Annotated in this window: 24 protein-coding genes; 13 read left to right on the top strand and 11 right to left on the bottom strand. The window is 61.0% G+C overall.

The window, feature by feature from the left end; all coding sequences use genetic code 11:
- Positions 1-276, top strand: a 276-nt coding sequence (locus G5253_RS17880; protein ID WP_421203883.1) for a hypothetical protein, incomplete at its 5' end; no start/stop codon positions are given.
- Here G5253_RS17880 and G5253_RS17875 read toward each other — a convergent pair.
- Together G5253_RS17875 and G5253_RS17870 are read right to left on the bottom strand one after the other, a co-directional pair.
- Positions 233-2815: a bifunctional acetate--CoA ligase family protein/GNAT family N-acetyltransferase gene (locus G5253_RS17875; protein WP_266135756.1), complete on the bottom strand. Its 2583-nt coding sequence runs from the start codon at positions 2813-2815 to the stop codon at positions 233-235. The genes G5253_RS17880 and G5253_RS17875 overlap by 44 nt on opposite strands.
- Before the next feature lie 73 nt (positions 2816-2888).
- Positions 2889-3080: a hypothetical protein gene (locus G5253_RS17870; RefSeq protein WP_005339486.1), complete on the bottom strand. Its 192-nt coding sequence runs from the start codon at positions 3078-3080 to the stop codon at positions 2889-2891.
- Positions 3081-3272: 192 nt separating this feature from the next.
- Between G5253_RS17870 and G5253_RS17865 the strand changes: the two genes are divergently transcribed.
- Positions 3273-4133, top strand: coding sequence for a hypothetical protein (locus G5253_RS17865; RefSeq protein ID WP_266135757.1), 861 nt, complete (start codon positions 3273-3275; stop codon positions 4131-4133).
- Here G5253_RS17865 and ilvY read toward each other — a convergent pair.
- Entirely contained in the window at positions 4122-5015 is an 894-nt protein-coding gene (gene ilvY / locus G5253_RS17860; protein WP_005342097.1) for an HTH-type transcriptional activator IlvY, read from the bottom strand. The genes G5253_RS17865 and ilvY overlap by 12 nt on opposite strands.
- Positions 5016-5236: 221 nt before the next feature.
- Between ilvY and ilvC the strand changes: the two genes are divergently transcribed.
- Positions 5237-6718, top strand: coding sequence for a ketol-acid reductoisomerase (gene ilvC, locus G5253_RS17855; protein ID WP_041210772.1), 1482 nt, complete (start codon positions 5237-5239; stop codon positions 6716-6718).
- On the opposite strand, the gene G5253_RS17850 is transcribed toward ilvC, so the two are convergent.
- From G5253_RS17850 to coaBC, 6 genes are all read right to left on the bottom strand, one after another.
- Complete coding sequence (locus G5253_RS17850) at positions 6715-6900, bottom strand: hypothetical protein (protein ID WP_378006418.1); 186 nt, start codon at positions 6898-6900, stop codon at positions 6715-6717. The genes ilvC and G5253_RS17850 overlap by 4 nt on opposite strands.
- Complete coding sequence (pgi, locus tag G5253_RS17845; protein ID WP_266135687.1) at positions 6888-8537, bottom strand: glucose-6-phosphate isomerase; 1650 nt, start codon at positions 8535-8537, stop codon at positions 6888-6890. The genes G5253_RS17850 and pgi overlap by 13 nt, the downstream gene beginning before the upstream one ends.
- A gap of 347 nt (positions 8538-8884) precedes the next feature.
- Positions 8885-9721 carry a mechanosensitive ion channel domain-containing protein gene (locus G5253_RS17840; RefSeq protein ID WP_005339493.1) on the bottom strand — a complete coding sequence of 279 codons (837 nt, stop codon included), beginning with the start codon at positions 9719-9721 and terminating at the stop codon, positions 8885-8887.
- A 165-nt stretch (positions 9722-9886) separates the two neighbouring features.
- Positions 9887-10483, bottom strand: coding sequence for a nucleoid occlusion factor SlmA (slmA, locus tag G5253_RS17835; protein ID WP_005339495.1), 597 nt, complete (start codon positions 10481-10483; stop codon positions 9887-9889).
- A 69-nt stretch (positions 10484-10552) separates the two neighbouring features.
- Complete coding sequence (dut, locus tag G5253_RS17830) at positions 10553-11011, bottom strand: dUTP diphosphatase (RefSeq protein ID WP_005339498.1); 459 nt, start codon at positions 11009-11011, stop codon at positions 10553-10555.
- Positions 11012-11091: 80 nt separating this feature from the next.
- On the bottom strand, positions 11092-12294 hold the full coding sequence (coaBC, locus tag G5253_RS17825) for a bifunctional phosphopantothenoylcysteine decarboxylase/phosphopantothenate--cysteine ligase CoaBC (RefSeq protein ID WP_005357385.1): 1203 nt from the start codon (positions 12292-12294) through the stop codon (positions 11092-11094).
- 148 nt (positions 12295-12442) lie between these two features.
- Here coaBC and radC point away from each other — a divergent pair, with 148 nt between their 5' ends.
- From radC to G5253_RS17795, 6 genes are all read left to right on the top strand, one after another.
- Positions 12443-13117: a RadC family protein gene (gene radC / locus G5253_RS17820; RefSeq protein WP_033113596.1), complete on the top strand. Its 675-nt coding sequence runs from the start codon at positions 12443-12445 to the stop codon at positions 13115-13117.
- A gap of 136 nt (positions 13118-13253) precedes the next feature.
- Positions 13254-13490 carry a 50S ribosomal protein L28 gene (gene rpmB / locus G5253_RS17815; protein ID WP_005307492.1) on the top strand — a complete coding sequence of 79 codons (237 nt, stop codon included), beginning with the start codon at positions 13254-13256 and terminating at the stop codon, positions 13488-13490.
- Between the two features lie 11 nt (positions 13491-13501).
- Positions 13502-13669, top strand: a complete 168-nt coding sequence (rpmG, locus tag G5253_RS17810) for a 50S ribosomal protein L33 (RefSeq protein ID WP_005307500.1) — start codon at positions 13502-13504, stop codon at positions 13667-13669.
- 93 nt (positions 13670-13762) lie between these two features.
- Entirely contained in the window at positions 13763-14218 is a 456-nt protein-coding gene (locus G5253_RS17805) for a hypothetical protein (RefSeq protein ID WP_216952392.1), read from the top strand.
- 24 nt (positions 14219-14242) lie between these two features.
- Positions 14243-15055, top strand: a complete 813-nt coding sequence (gene mutM, locus G5253_RS17800) for a bifunctional DNA-formamidopyrimidine glycosylase/DNA-(apurinic or apyrimidinic site) lyase (protein WP_005357390.1) — start codon at positions 14243-14245, stop codon at positions 15053-15055.
- 177 nt (positions 15056-15232) lie between these two features.
- Positions 15233-16105, top strand: coding sequence for a VirK/YbjX family protein (locus G5253_RS17795; protein WP_216952390.1), 873 nt, complete (start codon positions 15233-15235; stop codon positions 16103-16105).
- A 106-nt stretch (positions 16106-16211) separates the two neighbouring features.
- On the opposite strand, the gene coaD is transcribed toward G5253_RS17795, so the two are convergent.
- Positions 16212-16694 carry a pantetheine-phosphate adenylyltransferase gene (gene coaD / locus G5253_RS17790; protein WP_040069411.1) on the bottom strand — a complete coding sequence of 161 codons (483 nt, stop codon included), beginning with the start codon at positions 16692-16694 and terminating at the stop codon, positions 16212-16214.
- Positions 16695-16828: 134 nt separating this feature from the next.
- Here coaD and G5253_RS17785 point away from each other — a divergent pair, with 134 nt between their 5' ends.
- Entirely contained in the window at positions 16829-17866 is a 1038-nt protein-coding gene (locus G5253_RS17785; protein ID WP_266135685.1) for a glycosyltransferase family 9 protein, read from the top strand.
- Positions 17867-17917: 51 nt separating this feature from the next.
- Here the strand turns inward: G5253_RS17785 and G5253_RS17780 are convergent, their stop codons facing one another.
- On the bottom strand, positions 17918-18694 hold the full coding sequence (locus G5253_RS17780) for a glycosyltransferase family 2 protein (RefSeq protein ID WP_266135684.1): 777 nt from the start codon (positions 18692-18694) through the stop codon (positions 17918-17920).
- Positions 18695-19061: 367 nt separating this feature from the next.
- Between G5253_RS17780 and waaF the strand changes: the two genes are divergently transcribed.
- The 3 genes from waaF to G5253_RS17765 all read left to right on the top strand — a co-directional run bounded on the left by waaF (position 19062) and on the right by G5253_RS17765 (position 22439).
- Positions 19062-20096: a lipopolysaccharide heptosyltransferase II gene (waaF, locus tag G5253_RS17775; RefSeq protein ID WP_124243350.1), complete on the top strand. Its 1035-nt coding sequence runs from the start codon at positions 19062-19064 to the stop codon at positions 20094-20096.
- Position 20097: 1 nt separating this feature from the next.
- Positions 20098-21363 carry a lipid IV(A) 3-deoxy-D-manno-octulosonic acid transferase gene (waaA, locus tag G5253_RS17770; protein WP_216952385.1) on the top strand — a complete coding sequence of 422 codons (1266 nt, stop codon included), beginning with the start codon at positions 20098-20100 and terminating at the stop codon, positions 21361-21363.
- Positions 21364-21458: 95 nt separating this feature from the next.
- Positions 21459-22439 (top strand): MDR family oxidoreductase, encoded by a 981-nt coding sequence (locus tag G5253_RS17765; RefSeq protein WP_216952383.1) that lies wholly within the window; start codon positions 21459-21461, stop codon positions 22437-22439.
- Positions 22440-22490: the final 51 nt, after the last annotated feature.

The raw sequence follows: 22490 nt of genomic DNA, 5'->3' as shown, positions 1-22490 counted from the left end.
TGGGAAGGCCTTTTTGCTATGGGCTGTTTTTGCCAACTGACCCCGATGGTTGCACACCGGAACCAACACAAAGCCCGACCTCATGACCGGGCTTTGGTGTTTTTTAGCTTGTTAAACCGCCAATGGCTCGCGTTTACCTGTCGGAAGGATGGCCAGATAGCCGGTTATTTCCACCATTTTCTGGCTATATCCGGCCTTATCAGCCATTTGAGCGAGTTTACAGGCGGCCAAATCAGCCTTTTGCCGCCTGCTGGTTGCAGGGAAGTTCCATATTGACCACCCCCTCTTCCATTTGCACATCGATCTTGAAGCCAAGTCGTTTGGCGAGGTTGACCATGCCGCGATTGCTGGGCATGGTCATGCCGGATAACTGGCCAATCCCCTGCTCTTTGGCGTAACGGATGATCTTCTCCATCATCAATTTGCCGAGCCCCACCCCTTTCAAGTCCGATCGCACCAGAATGGCAAACTCGGCATCGCTCAGGTCCGGAGTCGAGATAGCGCGTACCACGCCGAGGATTTGATCCTGCTGCTCGCCATCTTGCCCCACAGCCACGAAGGCCATCTCCCGGTCGTAATCGATCTGGGTCATGCGAGCCAGCTCTTCATGGCCCAGCTCGCCCACATCGGCAAAGAAGCGTTTGTACCTGTCTTCATCGGAGACCTGCAGCACGAACTGCTTGTGAGCCGGTTCATCTTCCGGCCGGATCGGGCGCAGCAGGATATGGCGCTGATCCTTAAGCCAGGCACCCTCCTCCAGTTCGGTAGGATAGGGACGGATCGCCAGTCGGTTGCTGGTCGGGATGGTGGGGTCAGCCAGCGTAAGGCTGGCATCCAGTACCACCATTTCGGCACCGCACGCTTGTAGCGGGTGCAGGTCCAGCTCCTGAATCTCCGGAAAGGCGAGTAATAGCTCGGAGAGCTGGCAGAGCACCTGACCGAGGGCATCGATATCCAGTCGCTCCGGCGTGGCCTGCTCACGGATCTTGCGACTCTTGAGTGCGCCAATGATCTGGTAACGAGCCAGCGCCTGATTGAGCGGCGGTAGCGCTGCTACCATCTCCTGTGGTTCGGCGCCCGATTCCCCCAGCAGGATGACGGGGCCAAAGATGGCGTCTTGCTGGATCCGTACCCGCAGTTCGAGGCCGCCGCTGCGGCGAGCCATCCGCTGCACCAGCAAGCCTTCGATACGGGCGCCCGGATCATGTTGTCTGACCCTGTCCAGAATGGCATCTGCCGCTTGTGCCACTTCGGCCGAGGTGCGCAGGTTGAGGACCACCCCGTGTACCGCAGACTTGTGCAGGATATCGGGCGATCGCAGTTTCACAGCTACCGGATAGCCGATCTGCTCGGCAGTCAGGGTCGCCTCGATGGCGTCGGTGACGATCCAGGTTGGCAGGGTAGCGAGCCCGGCAGCCTGCAAGATAGGGTGGGCGAGATGTGTATCCAGCCTCAGCTGTTTGCGGTCTTGCGCCTGGCGGATCAGCTGCTGGCACTGCTCGCCATTGAGCTGGTTGCCATGCAGGGATGCCGGGGTTTCCATCAACTGCTTCTGGTTGCGGCGGTATTCCACCATGTGCATGAAGGCGGCCATGGCGCTTTCCGGCGTGCGGTAGGTCGGGAAGCCCGCCTCGGTAAAGAGTTTGCGCCCCTCCTGCACCGAGTATTCGCCCGCCCAGTTGGTGAGGATATTGAAACGGCGCGCTCTGGGATGCTGTTTCAGATGGGCGATAAGATGGCTGGCCAGCGGCGCGCTCGGTGCCGTGAGCGAGGGGGCGTGGATAATCAGGATGGCGTCGATGCCGTCTTCCTGCAACACGCTGTCCAGCGCCTCCTGATAGGTGGTGATGGTGGCATCGCTGCCGATATCGAGCGGCGGGCGAGCCAGCTTGCCGCCCCGCTCCAGCAGCACATCTACCGCCATATTGGCCAGCCCGCGACCGTTGGAGATGATGGCGAGCCGCTCCCCCTTGAGGGTCATGGAGTGGCTGAGGGTTTCCACCGCGGCAAACAGTTCGTGGGTATCCCGCACCCGCAGCATACCGGCGCGACGGATGGCGGCATCATAGACATTGTCGAGACCGTGGGCCGGATCGTGGCGCCCGCTTTTCAGCACCAGGATCGGCTTGTTGCGTGAGGCTGCCCGCGCCGCCGAGAGAAAGTGGCGGGCGTCGTGCAACTTGTCCATGTAGATCAAAATGGCGCGGGTGACGCTGTCGCGGGAGAGCTGGTCCAGCAGCTGGCCGAAGTCGATATCGCAGTGATCACCAAGGGAGATGAAGGCGGAAAAGCCCAGTTCATGCTGCTTGGCCCAATCCAGAATGGTGGTGCTGACGGCGGCGGATTGCGACAGAAATGCGACCTGCCCCGGCTTGGCGGCAATGGGGGAAAAGCTGGCGTTGATTCCCTGGCCGGGCAGCAGCATTCCCATGCTGTTGGGGCCGAGCAGGCGAATGCCATATTGCTGGCAGACCCGTTTCAGCTCCAACCGCTCCTCGGGGGAAAAGTCGGCGGCCAGTATGATGGCTGCGCCCGTACCCTTCTGGCCGAGCGCTTCCAGCAACGGCAAGACCCGCTCTCGCCTGGTGCAGATGATGGCGAGATCCGGGGTCAGCGGAAGACTGGCGATATCGGGATAGGCCAGCACGCCGGCGATGGCCTTGTTGCGCGGGGTGACGGGGAGGATGGGCCCTTTGAAGTGGCCCGCCAGCAGGTGACGCACGATCACATGACCCGCCTTGAGCGGGTCGGTCGAGGCGCCGATCACGGCGATTGATTGGGGTTTGAACAGCCGATCCAGACCGCTTGCTTTCATGGGCACTCCCGACAAAAGAGGGAAGATACCAGTCTAATACGCCTTTGCTGCGGGTTCTGTGACCGGATCCTGATCACCGTTTGTTCAGGGCATTGGCACGCAGATAAAAGCGCAGTTCGCCCTGCACCCGGCGAATGGCTCCCAGGTGGCGTTCCTGAAGATAGATATCCTGCTCCCGATCGAGCGCCGTACTGGGCACGCCCATGCTCTGCAGATACTCGTCAAACAGGGTTGAACCCTTGATCTCTACCAGATGCTGTTTCATGGCTCTCCTCCCTGCGCCTTGGCGTGTGTTGATGAACTCCCAGTCTGAGATGACCTGCCGGGTTTGCCTATTGTCACTTTTGACACGAGATTTGACACGAGAGCGCTCACACATCTTTCAGAGAGGGCGCCGTTGAGACGCTGGCTGGCGTTATAGTATGGCGAGGAGCACGAGGCACGGATGGTGCACAGGATGATCAGAGTCTGGTGGTGGTGCATGGCACTGTGGACGGTTGGCGTATCGGCAACCGAGCAGCCTATCCGCGCTTGGAATCTGCTGCTGGATCACCCCAACCCCGCCGTCGTCCAGTTGTTGCGCCTCTCCCTCGATCTCACCGTGCCCGAATATGGCCCCTATCAGCTGGTATCCAGCCCGCAGATGGAGCAGGGGCGGGCGGTGAAGGAGCTGCGTAGCGGCGAGCTGGTTCAGATCGGTGTCTTTGCCCCCGATGGTGAGCGAGAGCGGGAGTTGCTGGCAATCCACATTCCGCTGGCCAAGGGGCTGCTGGGATGGCGGGTGTGTCTGGTTCGGCAGGGGGATGAGGGGCGTTTTGCCGCCATCGGATCGTTGGCGGACTGGCATCGCGCCGGGCTCTCCATCGGTCAGCACAGATCCTGGCCCGATACCCAGTTGCTGCGGGATAACGGCCTCAAGGTGACGGTGGGCAATCTTTATGAGGCGCTCTTCAACATGTTGCGCAAGAAGCGTTTTGATTGCTTCCTGCGCTCGGTCATCGAGATCGAGGATGAGCTCAGGCAGCATCCGGATCTCGCCATCGAACCCCGTCTGGTGTTTCGCTATCCGCTGGCGCTGCTGTTTTTCGTCTCGCCAAAATATCCGGAGCTGGCGCAGCGCATCGAGCTCGGCCTGCTGCGGGCGCGGCAGTCTGGTGCTTTTGACCGGGTCTTTGAAGAGGGATTTGGCAGCACCATTCGGCGGCTGAAACTGGATGAGCGGGTGCGCCTCGAGCTGCATAACCCCGACTTGCCGCAGCCCAGTCGCGTCATGATGGCCGATCCGGCCCTTATCTATAAACCGGTGTCAGCGCAGTGAGCCCTGATTCTGCGCGGTATCCCAGAAGGCACGGATCAGCGGTTCCTCCAGCCGCTTCTTGAGCACCCCGATCCCCACATCAAATGGTTTGAAGGCAGGTTTGAGGTCGATGATCCGCACCTTGTCGCCGAGCGGGCTGTGGTCGATGACCGCCGCCGGCACCAATCCTACGCCACAGCCGAGCGCCACCATGGCGACAATCCCCTCGTTACCCGCCACTTCGGCATAGATGTTGGGCGCTATCCCCTTGTTGCGAAACCACTGATCGCTGCGTTTGCGGGCCAGCCCCTGCTCGGAGAGGATGACTGGCAACTGCTCCCAATCAGGTTCTCCCTGACGGAACCACTGGTTCAGTTGCGGTGCGTTGCGCGGCGCGATAAAGACCAGCGGCACCAGCTGCAGGCTGGCGAACTCCAACTTGGCGGGCAGGGCATCGGGACGGGCGGCGATGGCGAGATCGGCCTCATCGGCCAGGATCTTGTCCACCGCCAACGCCGGGTCGCCAGTCTCCAGCTTGATCTCCAGCTGGGGGTAGCGGCGGCGAAAGCGCTCCAGTACCTCGGGCAGCAGAAAGTAGCTGGCAGTGACCGAGCAGAAGACCCGCAGCCGCCCCTGCAGCGGTTCATCGCTGCGTTTGAGCTCCTGTTTGAGCTGGCGCCACTCCTGCAACAGGCCGCCGCCGAATTCGCGCAGCTTCTCGCCGGCGGGGGTGAGCCGTACCGAGCGGTTGTCCCGTTCGAACAGGATGCAGCCGGTCTCCTGTTCCAGTCGCTGGATGGCGCGGCTCAGAGTGGAGGGGCTGACCGCCATGGCATCGGCGCTCTTGCCGAAATGAAGGGAGTCGGCGAGGTGGAGAAACAGCTCGAGATTGCGAAGATCCATCTTTCAGCTCCTGGCGCGGCATATGTGCCCGATATCCAGCGGTTGGCGGCTTATTTCTGCCATCTCGCGGTACATTCAGCAGGCAATTATGAAGGGTGATCGTTTCAGTTATTGCAACGTACTGTTTCGAATATATCAGTTCAGGCAATAAGTGTCCCGCGCTATAGTGGTTCAGACAACGCCGCTATCCGGCATGGAATCAATCGAACGGAGCAATCACCATGGCTAACTATTTCAACACCTTGAACCTGCGTCAGCAGTTGGCCCAACTGGGCAAGTGTCGTTTCATGCAGCGCGAAGAGTTCGCGGACGGCTGCAACGTGCTGAAGGGCAAGAAGGTGGTGATTGTGGGCTGTGGTGCCCAGGGTCTGAACCAGGGTCTGAACATGCGCGACTCCGGGCTGGATATCTCCTACGCCCTGCGCAAGGCCGCCATCACCGAGAAGCGCGCTTCCTGGCAGAAGGCTACCGACAACGGCTTTGCGGTCGGTACCTATGAAGAGCTGATCCCGACCGCCGATCTGGTGCTGAACCTGACTCCGGACAAACAGCACTCCGACGTGGTAAAAACCGTGATGCCGCTGATGAAGCAGGGCGCCGCGCTGGGTTACTCCCACGGCTTCAACGTGGTGGAAGAGGGTCAGCAGATCCGCTCCGACATCACCGTCGTGATGGTTGCGCCCAAGTGCCCGGGTACCGAAGTGCGTGAAGAGTACAAGCGCGGCTTCGGCGTACCGACCCTGATCGCCGTTCACCCGGAAAATGACCCGAAAGGCGAAGGCATGGCCATCGCCAAGGCGTGGGCCTCTGCTACTGGCGGCGACCGTGCCGGAGTGCTGGAGTCCTCCTTCGTGGCGGAAGTGAAATCCGACCTGATGGGCGAGCAGACCATCCTCTGCGGCATGCTGCAGGCCGGTTCTCTGCTCTGCTACGACAAACTGGTTGCTGAAGGCACAGACCCGGCCTACGCCGGCAAGCTGATCCAGTTCGGTTGGGAGACCATCACAGAAGCCCTGAAGCAGGGTGGCATCAGCCTGATGATGGACCGCCTCTCCAACCCGGCCAAGCTGCGCGCCTTCGAGCTTTCCGAGCAGCTCAAGACCCTGATGCGCCCGCTGTTCGAGAAGCATATGGACGACATCATCGCCGGTGAGTTCTCCCGCGGCATGATGGCCGACTGGGCCGAAGACGATGCCAAGCTGTTCGGCTGGCGCGAAGAGACTGGCAAATCTGCCTTCGAAAATGCGCCGGCGTTCGCAGGCAAGATTGCCGAGCAGGAGTACTTCGACAATGGCGTGGTGATGGTGGCCATGGTCAAGGCGGGTGTCGAGCTGGCGTTCGAGACCATGGTGGCCTCCGGTATCTACGAGGAGTCTGCCTACTACGAATCCCTGCACGAGCTGCCGCTGATCGCCAACACCGTTGCTCGCAAGCGTCTGTACGAGATGAACGTAGTTATTTCCGACACCGCCGAGTACGGTAACTACCTGTTCGCCAATGCTGCTGTGCCCTTGCTGCGCGAGCACTTCATGCCGACCCTGAAAGCGGGCGATCTGGGTGCCAGCAAGGCGGAAGGGCAGAGCGTGGATAACCTGGCGCTGCTGGCGGCCAACGAAGCGACTCGCAACCACCCGATCGAGAAAATCGGTCAGGTACTGCGTGGTTATATGAAGGACATGAAGCGCATCGCCGTTGGTGGTTAAGCCAGCATCGGGCTGGATGATGAAGGGGCGGAGATGACGATCCCCGTCGCCGGTCGGGCTGGACACCCGACCGGCCAGCCAGAAAAATCAGCCTGACAGTCATAAAAGATGGTCATAAAAAAGCCCCGCTCATCGAGCGGGGCTTTTGCATTCAGGAAGGCCGGATAAATCAGGCTTTCCACGCTTTCCAGGTGTTGATCAGACCGTTGGTGGAGCAGTCGTGGCTGGTGACAGCCTCGTTGTTGCCCAGCTCCGGCAGGATCTTGTTGGCCAGCTGTTTGCCCAGCTCCACACCCCACTGGTCGAAGGAGAAGATGTTCCAGATTGCGCCCTGTACGAAGATCTTGTGCTCGTACATGGCGATCAGGGCACCCAGGGTTTTCGGGGTCAGGCTCTTGAACAGGATGGAGTTGGTCGGGCGGTTGCCTTCGAACACCTTGAACGGCACCAGATCCTTGACCTGCTCCAGCGTTTTGCCAGCAGCCAGGAACTCGGCTTCGACCTCTTCCTTGCTCTTGCCGAAGGCCAGCGCCTCGGTCTGGGCGAAGAAGTTGGCCAGCAGTTTCGGGTGGTGGTCACCGATCGGGTTGTGGCTGATGGCCGGCGCCAGGAAGTCACAGGGGATCAGCTTGGTGCCCTGGTGGATCAGCTGGTAGAAGGCGTGCTGGCCGTTGGTGCCCGGCTCACCCCAGATGATGGGGCCAGTCTGGTAGTCAACCGGCTTGCCGTTGCGATCCACGTACTTGCCGTTGGACTCCATGTTGCCCTGCTGGAAGTAGGCAGGGAAGCGGTGCATGTACTGGTCGTACGGCAGGATGGCTTCGGATTCGGCACCGTAGAAGTTGTTGTACCACAGGCCAATCAGCGCCAGCAGCACCGGCACGTTCTGCTCATAGGAGGCAGTGGCGAAGTGCATGTCCATCTCGAAGGCGCCTTGCAGCAGGGCTTCGAAGTTCTCGAAACCGACAGACAGGGCGATGGGCATGCCGATGGCAGACCAAGAGGAGTAGCGGCCGCCAACCCAGTCCCAGAACTCGAACATGTTGTTGGTGTCGATGCCGAACTCGGCCACGGCCTTGCCGTTGGTGGAGAGCGCGGCGAAGTGCTTGGCAACGTGGGCCTTGTCACCGGCGATGTTGATGAACCAGTCGCGGGCGGTCAGGGCGTTGGTCATGGTCTCCTGGGTGGTGAAGGTCTTGGAGGCCACCAGGAACAGGGTGGTTTCCGGATCGATCTTCTTCAGGGTCTCGGCGATGTGGGTGCCATCGACGTTGGAGACGAAGTGCATCTGCAGGTGGTTTTTGTAGGGACGCAGTGCCTCGGTGATCATCACCGGGCCGAGATCGGAACCACCGATACCGATGTTGACCACGTGCTGGATCGCTTTGCCGGTGTAGCCTTTCCACTCGCCTCCGATTACCTTCTCGCAGAAGCCTTTCATCTTGGCCAGTACGGCGTTCACTTCCGGCATCACGTCCTTGCCGTCGCACTCGATGGGGCGGTCGGAGCGGTTGCGCAGGGCCACGTGCAGTACGGAGCGGCTTTCGGTCATGTTGATCTTGTCGCCATTGAACATGGCATCGATCGCGCTGCGAAGATCGGTCTCTTTGGCCAGATCAACCAGCAACTTGAGGGTTTCTTCGGTGATCAGGTTCTTCGAGTAATCAACCAGGATGTCGCCGCCGAAGGTGAGGGAAAACTTGTCAAAGCGCTTCGGGTCCTGCGCGAACAGATCCTTGAGTCGGGTCTCTTTGTTTGCTGCAAAGTGGGCTTCCAGTGCCTGCCAGGCCTGGGTTTGGGTTGGATTGATATTTTTCATAGGATTCCTGAAATGCCAAGTTGTGTTTGAACCTTGCAGGCAAGGTCCCGCCAAACCTTATTATCCGAGCATTATAGCGAGCCGATCGGGCGGCCCGTGTAACAGATTTTTACCGATTGTCTTTTACCGCAATGGGTCACTGTCGGGAGCATGCAACCAGAACATTGGGATTATGTGTCACGAAAGCAAGGCGGATCTTGCGCTTGCTCATGATTGGGGCCACCCCGATAGCCTGAAATTGTTTTCATCCGGTTGGCGTGGTTATGCACCGACATGGCCATGGGCTGGGGCCAGAAACGACAATGCCAGCCCGAAGGCTGGCATTGTCTGTTGCAGCAGAACCGCGATCACGCCTGCGGTTTTTGCATGTGCATCACCATCTGCGGGAAGGGGATCTCGATGCCTTCGGCATCAAAGGTCAGTTTCACCTTCTCGTGGAAGTCGAACCAGACACCCCAGTAGTCAGCGGTTTTCACCCAGGGGCGCACCACGATATTGACCGAGGAGTCGGCCAGCGCGGCGACGGCGATGGTGGCTGCCGGATCTTTCAGGATGCGCGGCTCTTCGCTTACCAGACGCTCCAGGATCTGTTTGGCCTTGCGCAGGTCAGAACCGTAGCCGATGCCAAAGGTCATATCGACGCGGCGGGTATCCATACGCGAGTAGTTGACGATGGTGCCGTTGAGGATGGCGGAGTTCGGTACTACCACCATCTTGTTGTCACCTGAGGTGAGGGTAGTGGTAAAGAGCTGAACGGACTGCACCACACCCGCGGTGCCCGCCACTTCGATAAACTCGCCCGCCTTGATGGGGCGGAAGATGATCAGCAGGAAGCCGGCAGCGAAGTTGGAGAGCGAGCCCTGCAGCGCCAGACCGATGGCCAGACCGGCGGCACCGATAATGGCGACGAAGGAGGCTGTCTGCACGCCGACACGGCCCAGCGCGGCGATCACCACGAACACCAGAATGGCGTACTTGAGGATGCTGCCGACGAAGTGGGTGACTGTGGTGTCCAGCTTGCGGGCCTGCATCACCTTGACCACGCCACCGCTGATGAGGTTGGCGGCGATATAGCCGACCAGCAGGGTCAGCAGGGCGGCGGCGATATTGACGCCGTATTCGATCAGCAGTCCCTGATTATTGACCAGCCAGGTCTGCGCTTCGGTAATGATTTCGGGTTCCATAGGATGTCCTGTCAGGTTCTAAAAGGTTTATGGTGGATAAATCTAACACCGCAGCGCGACAGTACGGGTCGCATCTGGTACTTCTTTTCTGCCATAAAAACCTGCCATAAAAAAGAAGGGAGGCCAAAGCCTCCCTTCTTTTTGCTGAATGACGCGAAAAAACCATCAGCTCTGCAGCAGTTGGCTGCGGATAAATTGCCACTGATCTTCGAAACCGGCGGTCGGCTTGAGCTTGAACTCGGAACGGACAAACTGGCTGATACGGCCTTCGGTGTAGGCCAGCAGCAGATTGGCCAGCATGGTCTCGTCGAGCTGGAAGCCTTGACCCTCGCGCAGCCGCTTCTCGCGCAGCACCTGCTTGATCTGGGTCTCCAGCTTGTCAAACAGGATGCTGATGCGATCCCGCAGCCGGTCGTGCTCGCCCAACAGGGCATCGCCGTTGAGGATGCGGGTGATGCCGGGATTGCGCTCGGCGAACACCAGCAGCAGCTGCAGGATGTGGTGGCAGCGCGCCATGGTGTCTTTCTCTTCCGCCATGATCAGATTGACCCGTGACAGCAGGGAATCCTCGATAAAGTCGATCAGCCCCTCGAACATCCGCGCCTTGCTTGGAAAGTGTCGATAGAGGGCTGCTTCAGAGACGCCGACCTCGGCCGCCAGACGGGCCGTGGTGATGCGCTGACCCGGACTGGTTTCCAGCATATGGGCGAGCGCCTGCAGGATCTGATCGCGCCGACTCTGTTTCTGATTACTGCTTGCCATGGATTCCCCTAAAAAAAACAATGGCTTGATTCTGTTATTAGGCACCGCCCATCGGGCTGGTGTGGTCTGTTATTGGCGACCAGAAGAACCAAAACCGCCTTCACCCCGTTCGCTCTGATTGAACTCATCGACCAGTTGGAAGCTGGCCTGAACCACCGGCATGATCACCAGCTGGGCGATGCGCTCGCCGGGTTGCATGGTGAACTCATCCTTGCCACGGTTCCAGACCGAGACCATCAGCTGACCCTGGTAATCGGAATCGATCAGTCCGACCAGGTTGCCCAGCACGATGCCGTGCTTATGGCCGAGGCCGGAGCGGGGCAGAATGGTGGCACACAGACCCGGATCCTGGATGTGGATGGCCAGACCGGTCGGCACCAGAGTGGTATCGCCCGGAGCCAGAGTCAGCGGCGCATCCAGCAGGGCGCGCAGATCCATGCCGGCAGAGCCGGGAGTGGCGTAGGCGGGCAGCGGGTACTCGGTACCGATACGGGCATCCAGAATCTTCAGTTCAATTTGTGTAGTCATGAATCGCTTTTTCAGTTGGATCTTGTATTGGCGCCCCTCTTGGCAGGCGGGGCGCCGTGAGTCTTGTTCTTTCGGGACGCTCAGTGCCGGTAGTGGCGTGCAATCAGGGCGATCAGGTGACGGGCCAGCGTCAGCTTGTCGGCCAGCGGCAGCGGGGCCTGGCCCCCTTGCCAGAACACGGTCAGGGCGTTGTCATCGGCGTTGAAGCCTTGCCCCTCACGGGACACATCGTTGGCGGCGATCATGTCCAGCCGCTTACGCTGCAACTTGTCGAGGGCGTATTGTTCCACATCCACGGTTTCGGCGGCAAATCCGACGGTGAAGGGTTTGTCTGAAAGGGCACCAACGGCCGCGATGATGTCGGGGTTTTTCACCAGCTTCACCACCATCTGGTCGTTGTCGCCGGTTTTCTTGATCTTCTGGCTGGCCACCTGCTCAGGACGATAGTCGGCTACCGCCGCGCAGCCGATGAAGAGGTCGCACTCGCCGACCCGGCTCATCACCGCCTGATGCATCTGCTCGGCGCTCTCGACATCGACGCGGGTAACACCTGCTGGCGTAGCCAGCGTCACCGGGCCGCTCACCAGCGTCACCTCTGCGCCTGCTTCACGGGCGGCGCGAGCGATGGCGTAGCCCATCTTGCCGGAGCTGTGGTTGCTGATGTAGCGCACCGGATCCAGCGCCTCGCGGGTTGGCCCTGCGGTCAGCAGCAGTTTGACGCCTGCCAGCAAGGGCTCGGCGGCCAGTTGCTGACAGCAGCGATCCACCAGTTCGAGGGGGTCCAGCATCCGCCCCGGGCCCACATCGCCACAGGCCTGGCTGCCGGCATCCGGCCCCCACAGCAGAATGCCGCGGCTGGCCAGGGTCTTGAGGTTGGCCTGGGTCGCTGCGTTGAGATACATCTGCTGGTTCATGGCGGGCGCCAGCGCGATGGGCGCCGGCGTGGCCAGACAGAGGGTGGTCAGCAGTTCGTCGGCCATGCCTGCAGCCATCCGCGCCATCAGGTTGGCGCTGGCGGGGGCGATCAGTACCAGATCGGCCCACTTGGCCAGCTCGATATGGCCCATGCCCGCTTCGGCAGAGGGGTCCAGCAGGCTGTAGGCCACCGGATGACCGGAGACCGCCTGCAGGGTCAGCGGGGTGATGAACTCCTTGGCGGAGCGGGTCATCACCACCCGCACCTCGGCACCCTGATCTTTCAGACGGCGTACCAGCTCGGCACTCTTGTAGGCGGCGATCCCGCCGCTGACACCCAACAGGATGCGTTTATCGGCCAATCTCATCTGCTGTTTCTCTATCCGGCTCACTTTGACTGGTCGGCTAAGATACCACAGGCAGGGGATGACGACAGGGGTTGGCATCAAGGGGTTGTGGCGGGGAACACGCAAATATTTGCTATGTTTTTCCTCAACAGGGAGAGAGGAGAGACAAATGAGCATCAAGGAGTGGCCGGAAGATGAACGCCCCAGAGAGAAGCTGCTGCGACAGGGGCCGACGGTGCTCAGCGATGCCGAGCTGCTCGCCATCTTCCTGCGCACCGGCGTCAATGGCCTGAGTGCGGTCGATCTCTCCCGTAACCTGTTGAATCAGTTCGGATCGCTGCGCAATCTGCTAGGCGCGGATCAGCGCGCTTTCTGCGAGGCACACGGTCTTGGCCCAGCCAAATATGCCCAGTTGCAGGCGGTGCTGGAGATGGCCAAACGCCATCTGGCGCAGCAGCTGCAGCGGGGCGATGCCCTCACCTCACCCCAGCTGACCCGCGACTATCTGCAGGCCCAGCTGCGGGATCGGCCGCGCGAAGTGTTTGCCCTGCTGCTGCTCGACAATCAGCACAGAGTCATTCAATTTGTTGAGCTTTTTTACGGCACCATCGATTCGGCGAGCGTCTGGCCAAGAGAAATCGTGCAGATCGCGCTCAAACATAATGCAGCCGCGGTGATTCTGGCGCATAATCACCCGTCCGGCGTCGCCGAGCCCAGCAGGGCCGACCGCCAGATCACGGATCGGATCACGGCCGCTTTGGCCCTGATCGATATCAGAGTGCTGGATCACTTGGTGATCGGTGACGGCATCACGGTTTCTTTTGCCGAGCGCGGTTGGCTATAACTGTGCTCTGGCACCGTATTAGTTGATCTTTGATCACGGATGCTGTATAAAATGCCGCCTTCTGTTTGCCCCGCAATCGAAGGCCAGCGGGGCAGATATTTGCTCGAGCAATGAAGTAAGATTTGGAGAGACTGACATGTCTAGAGTATGCCAAGTAACCGGCAAGCGCCCGGCAGTTGGTAACAACCGTTCGCACGCTAACAACGCTACCAAGCGTCGTTTCCTGCCGAACCTGCACACTCACCGTTTCTGGGTTGAGAGTGAAAAACGCTTCGTAAGCCTGCGCGTATCCGCAAAAGGCATGCGTATCATCGACAAGCGTGGCGTTGAAGTGGTTCTGGCTGAACTGCGCGCCAGCGGTGTTAAGGTATAAGGAATTAGATCATGGCTAAAGGTATTCGCGAGAAAATTCGCCTGAACTCCAGCGCCGGTACTGGTCACTTCTATACCACTACCAAAAACAAGCGCACCATGCCCGAAAAAATGGAGATCAAAAAGTTTGATCCCGTTGTTCGTCAGCATGTGATCTACAAGGAAGGCAAAATCAAGTAATTACTTGATGCTGCATTCCCAAAAACCCGGCTTCGTGCCGGGTTTTTTTATGCGTCGAATTCAGTACACTGCCGGTTCAAAGGGAGACTTGCCATGTTCAAATTGAGCCGCAAAGGCTGGAATAACGTGATCATCGTGGTGGTGCTGATCGTGATCACCCTGTTGCATCGTATGGAGTTGGCCCAGCAGGAGAATAGCGCCAAGCGGGCTCGCCCCTTGCTGCCTGATGCGGCTGTGGTGCTCACCTGGCAGGGGCCGAGCTGGCAGATTGAGCGGATCGGTCAGGGCTGGCGCAGCGGGCCGGATCTGGGGCTCGACAGCGCGCAGCTGGATGCCCGTCTGGCACGTTGGCAGGGCTGGTTGTTACCCCCCGGTGAAGCGGTACGCGGTGCGCCGGTGACCATCAAGGTGTGGATTGCCGGCCAGAACGATCCGGTCGAGATCGGCCTCTATCAGAATAGCGGTCAGTATGGTGCCCAGCTGCCCTCCGGTCTCTGGCTCGCCCTCACAGCCGAGCAGTATCGCGATCTGCTGCGCCCTGCCCCCTGAGTTCCTTTTCCTTGTGAGGTACCCATGCCTGAATTGCCAGAAGTTGAAGTCAGCCGTCAGGGGATCTCCCCCTGGCTCACCGGTATCAAGGTGACGCGCGTGGTGGTGCGGGATGGCCGCCTGCGCTGGCCGATCCCCGGTGAGATTCAGGAGCTGGTGGACCTCACCATCCATCGGGTGCGCCGCCGTGCCAAATACCTGCTGCTGGAGACCGATTTCGGCACCGCCATCCTCCATCTGGGGATGTCCGGCAGCCTGCGGGTACTGGATATCGGCACCCCGGCCGAGAAGCACGACCATGTGGATATCGAGCTGGAGAATGGCAAGCTGCTGCGGCTAAACGATCCGCGCCGCTTCGGCGCCCTGCTCTGGACCAGGGAACCGGCCGAAGCCCACGCGCTGCTCGCCAAGCTGGGGCCCGAGCCGCTCACCGATGCCTTCAGTGCTGATTACCTGCAGGGGCGTGCCAAGGGGCGCAGCACTGCCATCAAGCAGTTCCTGATGGACAATCAGGTGGTGGTCGGGGTAGGCAACATCTACGCCAACGAGGCGCTCTATGCCGCCGGCATTCACCCCAAACGGGCGGCGGGCAATATCAGCGCCGAGCGGCTGGGAACCCTGGTGGCCGAGATCAAGCGGGTGTTGGCCGAAGCCATCCGGCAGGGCGGCACCACCCTCAAGGATTTCACCAGTGCCGATGGCAAGCCAGGCTATTTCGTGCAGCAGTTGCAGGTCTACGGCCGTGGCGGTCAGCCCTGTTTCCACTGTCACACCCTGCTGACCGAGACAAGAATGGGGCAGCGTACCACGGTTTTTTGCAGTCATTGCCAGCGCTGAGCGTACTTTTTTCCCCGATCCGGGGGAAGTTGTAACAGCATATTTCCAGGCTGTTGAATATTTGCGCAGTCATTACTAGTATCAGCGGCCGTTCAGGCGGTTTGAGAACTAGAAATGACTTTAAAATCAATAGACTGGGAATATTTATCCCGGCAGGAGCGCTATTGCGCAAAATCCATGGCCCGCTTCCTCTACCCCGAGGGATGTGACCGGAAAACCTTCAATCGCGGCAAGTTCGTGCTGCGCAGCCTGCTCTATCGCAAGTCGCTGAGCCGGGTCTTCAGCCTGTTTCAGTGCGACTCGCTCAAGGCACTGCCAGCGGTCTATCCCGAGCTGCTCGACAAGCCTATGCGACCCTATCGCTTCGCCTGTGCCAGCGCCCGTGAGCGGGCCGAGATGCTGGAAAATCACTACCGGTTGCTGCTGGAGTGCTACCCGCAGCTGATCGACCCCCTCTATCTGGGCGAGGGGATCGCGCTGGGGCACTATCCCCAGAGTGGCTGCCGCATTCTGCTGCGCCACGATGGCACCTTCCGCCGCGAGGCCGAGCTGGCGCTCTCCATCGTCAACGGCGAGGGGCAGCGCCTCTACAGCTGCGCCTTTTCGCTGGCGGGTAGCGTGGATCGTTTGATTCTGATGATCGGCTCCATGCAGGGGCCGGAGCCTGCGGTCGACAATGCTCAGGATCGGGTGCGCGAGCTGACCAAAGAGGGACACGGCCTGCGGCCCAAATCCCTGCTGGTGCAGCTGGTGCTGCAACTGGCGCAGAGCATGGGGGCGGCGGAGGTGCTGGCGGTGCGCAAGCGTGCCCACGTGTTTCAGGCTAGGCGCTACAGCAGCAAGCAAAAAGCCAACCTGCAGGCCGATTATGACGAGCTGTGGCAGGAATTCGGCGCCCGGGATGTGGATGCCAACTTCGTCGCCCTGCAAGCCCAGCCGCGCAAGCCGCTGGAGGAGATCGCCTCCAAGAAGCGGGCCATGTACCGGCGCCGCTACGAGTGGCTCGATCTGCTGGTGCAGGAGATGAATGAGCGGTTTGCCCGTCAGTAACCGGCAAGCATGCTGACCTCTCTATAACGAGAAAGATACAACAAGGGCTACCCGTGGGTAGCCCTTGTTCGTTGTTGCCGTCGGGAATGGCCAGTGTGGAAGGGAATCACCCTTTCTGTTTGGCGGCGATGGCTTGGGCCACCACGGGGTCGACAAACTGGCGGATGTCGCCACCGTGCAGCGCCACCTCTTTCACCAGGGTGGAGGAGATAAAGGAGTTCTCCTCGGCCGGGGTGAGGAAGACGCTTTCCAGCTCAGGCATCAGGCGGCGGTTCATATTGGCCAGCTGAAACTCGTACTCGAAGTCGGAGACGGCGCGCAGGCCGCGGATCAGCACGTTGGCCTGATGCTCTTTGGCGAAATCGACCAGCAGACCGGAGAAGCCCACCACCTTGACGTTGGGAAGCGTGCTGGTCACTTGCTGGACAAGCTGGACACGTTCTGCCAGATCGAACAGAGGTCGCTTGCTCGGGCTGTTGGCGACACCGACCACCACCTCGTCAAACAGCTTGGCGGCGCGGCCGATGAGATCGGCGTGGCCATTGGTAACGGGATCAAACGTCCCGGGATAGATCACCCTGGTAGTCATCTTTGCGGTCCTGCAACCTGGAAATTTGGTCGCATTATAAGGTCGTCGCTTGAGAATAGCAGTGCATCAGGCAAGAATACGCCATCGCGCATCAAGCCTCCCTGCATTGGTGACAGGGAGCAAAGGGATTTTTTATGAAACGTATTCTGGTCGTTCGCAATGACAAGATTGGTGACTTCATGCTGGCGTGGCCGAGTTTCGCCATGCTCAAAGGCTCCATGGAGTGTCATGTGACTGCCCTGGTTCCGGCCTACACGGCCCCGCTGGCCCGGCTCTGCCCCTGGATTGATGAGGTGATCATCGATCCGGGCGTGCGTGCCGACAAGGAGCAACAGCGGGCACTGCTGGCGCGGATCAAGGCGGCGGCGTTCGACGCGTCCATCTGCCTCTTCTCCAACTCCCGCAACGCCATGCTGGTGTGGAAGGCACATATCCCTTACCGGCTGGCGCCGGCGACCAAGCTGGCGCAGGTGCTCTACAACCAGCGACTGGTGCAGCGCCGCTCCCGCTCCCAGAAGCCGGAATCCGAGTACAATCTGGAGCTGATCCGCCGCTTCCTGGCCGATCAGCAGGTGGCCGTGGTGGAGCCCAAGACCCCGTTCCTGCAGTTCGATGAGGAGACTCTGCGGCAGGTGCGCGAGCAGCTGGCGCTCAAGCTCAAGCTCGATGCCAGCCGCCCCTGGCTGATGGTGCATGCCGGTAGCGGCGGTTCGGCCAACAACCTCTCCATCGAGCAGTACGCCCGCATCATCATCAAGCTCAATCAGACCTGCCCCGAGCTGCAGTGTGTGCTGACCGCAGGCCCGGGCGAGGAGAAGATGGCCGAACAGCTGGCGGCCGAGCTGCTGGCCCACGGCGGCAACGGCTGGATCTACCGCTCCAGCGATGGTCTGCCGATGTTCTGTCAGGTGTTGGCCAACGCAGCCCTGTTCGTTGCAGGCAGTACTGGCCCGCTCCATATCGCTGGCGCGCTCGATGTGCCGACCATCGGCTTCTTCCCGATGCGCCGCTCCGCCACTCCGCTGCGCTGGAAGCCCCTCAACAGCGAAGGGCGTCACCTCGCCTTCAGCCCGCCGGAGGATAGCGACCATCCTGAGGATATGAGTCAACTCGATCCCAAGACCATGGTGCCGGTGATGGCCCGCTGGGCGGCGCCTTTCTGGCGCAAATAACGTATGCAGCAATGCAAACAGGGCCCCGCGGGGCCCTGTTTCGTATGACGGTTATTCCGGCTGCTGCGGTTGCTGGCGCACCCAGAGGTCGGCGTATTTGACGAAGGTGGAGTGGGCGGAGAGGATGGCCAGCAGCAACCCCTGCTTGCCATCGAGGAAGCCCGCTTTGAGCAGGTACATCTTGATGAAGCAGCCGACGGCGTGCATCAGCCCCTGACTGAGGGAGCCCTTCTTGCCGCGAGCGGTGCGCTGATCGGCCCAGGCGCGGGCATAACCGGCGGATTTGACTAGATAGTGCTCCAGATCCCGATAGGTGAAGTGGTGCAGGTCGCCGTAGAGGTTGACGATCTTCAAGTTGGCGCGCACTTCCACCTTCTCGTGCACCAGCGCCTCGTTGTAGCTGGTGAGCGCCTTGGGATAGAGGCGCAGCACCCGATCCGGATACCAGCCACTGTGGCGGATAAAGCGGCCAAATACCCAGGAGAGGCGCGGCAGCGAGTAGATGGTGTCGCTGGCCGGATTGGCCATCACATTGGCGATGGCGGTTTTCAGCTCGGGGGTGAGTCGCTCGTCGGCATCCAGCCACAGCACCCAGTCGGACTGCACATGGGACTGGGCCAGTCGGCGCTGTTTGCCAAAGCCCGGCCACTTGGCGTTGACGAAGAAACGGGCCCCAAATTCGGCGGCAATGGCCGGGGTCTCGTCCTGACTGCCCGAGTCCAGAATGACGATCTCGTCCACCAGTCCGTCGAGGGAGGCGAGGCACTTGCGCAGGTTGTCGGCTTCATTCTTGACGATCAGAACGGCAGCCAGAGTCGGTTTTTTCACGAAATGGGGCTCTCGGTTGTTGCCCGTCTGGCGGGACATGCTCGAATTGGCGCCCATTCTAGCCTAAAAGCGTGGCCGGGGCATGACCCAGGTGGCGGCTGGCCGAGGCGATTACCAAGGATCTTCTGTTATTTATCCGACCATTTGCTTGTGGCGCGTAATCTCGCCCGGCCGAGGCAAAGCAGAGGCGGTTGCCAAGGAGCTTCTGTTATTTATCCGGCCGCTGCTTGTGGCGCGTAATCTCGCTCGGCCGAGGCAAAGCAGAGGCGACTACCAAGGATCTTCTGTTATTTATCCAGCCATTCTTGGGGCATAATCTCGCCCAGTGATGATTAACCGCCGGGCCAGACCCGAGAGAAGACGCGTAATGAAAATATTGGTGATCGGCCCCTCCTGGGTCGGCGACATGGTGATGTCCCAGAGTCTCTACAAGGCGATCAAGGCCAACCATCCCGAGTGCGAGCTGCACGTGATGGCCCCCGCCTGGTGCTGCGCCCTGCTGGAGCGGATGCCGGAGGTGGACAAGGCGATCACCATGCCCCTTGGCCACGGTGACTTCAAGCTGGTGGCGCGCCGCCGCCTCGGCAAGCAGCTGGCAGCCGAGAAGTACGATCAGGCCATCGTCCAGCCCAACTCCATGAAGTCGGCGCTGATCCCCTGGTTTGCCCGCATTCCGGTGCGTACCGGCTGGAAAGGGGAGCACCGCTTCGGCCTGCTCAACGATATGCGCAGCAACAAGTCCGCCTTCCCGCTGATGGTGGAGGGCTATCTGGCGCTCGCCTATCCCAAGGCGCAGATGAAGAGCCGGGCCGATATTCCGACCATTCCCCACCCCTCTCTGCACGTCGATCTGGTCAACCAGAGCAAGGCGCTGGAGCGACTGGGGCTGGATCGCGCCCGCCCGGTGCTGGTGCTCTGCCCCGGTGCCGAGTTTGGCCCGGCCAAGCGCTGGCCGGAGGGGCACTACGCCGTGGTGGCTCAGCAGCATCTGGACGAGGGGTGGCAGGTGTGGATCTTCGGCTCCAACAAGGATGTGCCGGTGGCCAATACCATCCGGGATCGGGTCAACCTGCTGACTCGCCCCAACTGCCACGTGCTGGCGGGCAAGACCAGCCTGCACGAGGCGATCGATCTGATGGCGCTGGCCAGCCGGGTCATCTCCAACGACTCCGGCCTGATGCACATCGCCGCCGCCCTCAACCGGCCGCTGGTGGGCGTCTATGGCTCCACTTCGCCGCTCTACACCCCGCCGCTGGCGGATCGGGTCGAGATCGTCCACACCGACATCGAGTGCCGCCCCTGCTTCAAGCGCACCTGCAAGTTCGGTCATCTCAAGTGCCTGATCGACCTGGCGCCGGAGCAGGTGGTCGATGCCTGCAAGAAGCTGGAGCAGAGTCAGTAAAATGCCCTACCGTCTGCTCTACAACCTGCTGATCCATCTGGGATTGCCGCTGGCGCTGCTGGCCCTCTACAAGCCGAAGAAAGGCAAGCCCGGCTTTGGCAAGCGCTGGGCCGAGCATCTCGGGCGGCTGCCCGCCACCGGACAGGAGGCGCCGCTCTGGATCCATGCTGTGAGCGTGGGGGAGACGCTGGCCATCACGCCGCTCATTCGTGCCCTCAAGGCGGAGCGGCCTGATCTGCCGATCCTGCTCACCACTACCACCCGCACCGGCGCCGATCAGGCTGCCAGGCTGGGGGATCTGGTGATCCATCGCTACGCACCGCTCGACTACCCTTGGGCCATTGCCGCCTTTCTCGACACCTTCAAGCCGCGCGCGCTCTGGGTGATGGAGACCGAGTTGTGGCCGAACTGGCTGGCCGCCTGCGAGGCGCGCCACCTGCCGGTGACCATCATCAACGCCCGCCTCTCCGAGCGTTCCTGCCAGCGTTATGCCCGCTTCCACGGCGCCTTCGACGCCCTGAGCCGGCCACTGACCCATCTGCTCTGCCAGCATCAGGATGATGCCGACCGTTTTGCCCGCCTCGGCATCGATCGTTCGCGGCTGGCGGTGACTGGCTCCATCAAGTTCGATATCCAGTTTGGTGACGAGGTGCAGACCAAGGGGCGCGCCCTGCGCCAGCAGCTGGGCGCCGAGCGGCCGGTCTGGATCGCCGCCAGTACCCATCTGGGTGAGGACGAGCAGGTGCTGGCCGCCTTCGATCTGCTGCTCAAACGCCAGCCCGACGCGCTGCTCATTCTGGTGCCGCGCCACCCCGAGCGGTTCGACCGGGTGGCTGAGCAGTGTGACCCTTACGGCTGCGTGCGGCGCACTGATGGTGCTGCGGTGAGTGCGGAGGATAAGGTCTATCTCGGCGATACCATGGGCGAGCTGCCGCTGATGCTGGCGGCGGCCGATGTGGCCTTCGTTGGCGGCAGTCTGGTGAAGATTGGCGGTCACAACCTGCTGGAGCCGGCAGCCCTCGGCAAGCCCTGTCTGACCGGCCCCGCCTACTTCAACTTCAGCGACATCACCCGCCAGCTGGTGGCTCAGGGGGGCGCCGCCATCGTGGCCGATGCCGCCGAGCTGGGCGAGCGGGTGACCCAGCTGTTTGCCGACGGCAACGCCCGTCGCGAGATGGGCGAGCAGGCCCGCGCCGTGGTGTTGCGCAATCAGGGTGCGCTGGCGCGCACTCTCTCGCACTGCCTCACTGCGCTGGAGAACGACTGAACCCATAACGAGCATCGCACTGGCTCTGGATTTTCAACTGCAAAAGTGCCAAAGCAGCTAACCGTTCCGTTTCAATCCCCATCAAAGAGGCAACCATGTTCAAGGCTCTGTTACTGGAAAACCAAGACGGCAAGACTGTTCCAACCCTGACCCGACTGACCGAGAGCCAGTTGCCGGAAGGTGAAGTGCGGGTAGCGGTCGTTTACAGCTCCATCAACTACAAGGACGGGCTGGCCATTACCGGCAAGGGCAAGATTGTGCGTCAGTGGCCGCTGGTGCCCGGTATCGACTTCGCCGGTACCGTGCTCGAGTCTGCCGACAGCCGCTATAAGCCCGGCGACAAGGTGGTGCTGACCGGTTGGGGCGTGGGCGAAGGGCATTGGGGCGGTATGGCCGAACAGGCGCGGGTCAAGGGGGACTGGCTGGTGCCATTGCCCGCCGGGCTGGATGAACGGCAGGCCATGTGCATCGGTACCGCCGGTCTCACCGCCATGCTCTGCGTGCTGGCGCTGGAAGAGGCGGGCATTACTCCCGAAAGCGGCGAGGTGCTGGTCACCGGTGCGGCAGGCGGTGTGGGGGCCACCTCGGTCGCCCTGCTGGCGGCCCTTGGCTATCAGGTGGCGGCGCTGACCGGTCGTCCCGAAGAGCAGGGCGCCATGCTGACCGCACTGGGTGCCAGCCGCATCGTGCCGCGCAGCGAGCTGCAGGTGCCTGCCAAACCGCTGGAGAAGCAGCTTTGGGCCGCTGCCATCGATACCGTCGGCAGTCAGGTGCTGGCCAAGCTGCTGGCCCAGATGAACTATGGCGGCGCTGTGGCAGCTTGTGGGCTGGCGGGCGGTTTCGATCTGCCGACCAGTGTGATGCCCTTTATCCTGCGTAATGTGCGGTTGCAGGGGGTCGATTCGGTGATGTGCCCGTTTGAACGTCGCCAACTGGCGTGGCAGCGACTGGCACGGGATCTGCCTGCCAGCTTCTTTGAACAGGCGGTCACCGAGATTGGGCTGGAGCAGGTAGTGGAGGCCGCCGAGGCCATCACGCAAGGCCAGATCGCCGGCCGCACCTTGGTCAAACTTTGAACTCTCTCTGACTGGCGAGCCCGACAATTCTGGATAAAATTGGAGTGCGGG

It is taken from the genome of Aeromonas sp. 602658 (genome assembly GCF_049173005.1).
GTDB classification, from domain to species: Bacteria; Pseudomonadota; Gammaproteobacteria; order Enterobacterales; family Aeromonadaceae; genus Aeromonas; species Aeromonas veronii_A.
Note: the sequence above shows the minus strand (reverse complement) of the source record. Positions and strands in the feature narration are given on the sequence as shown.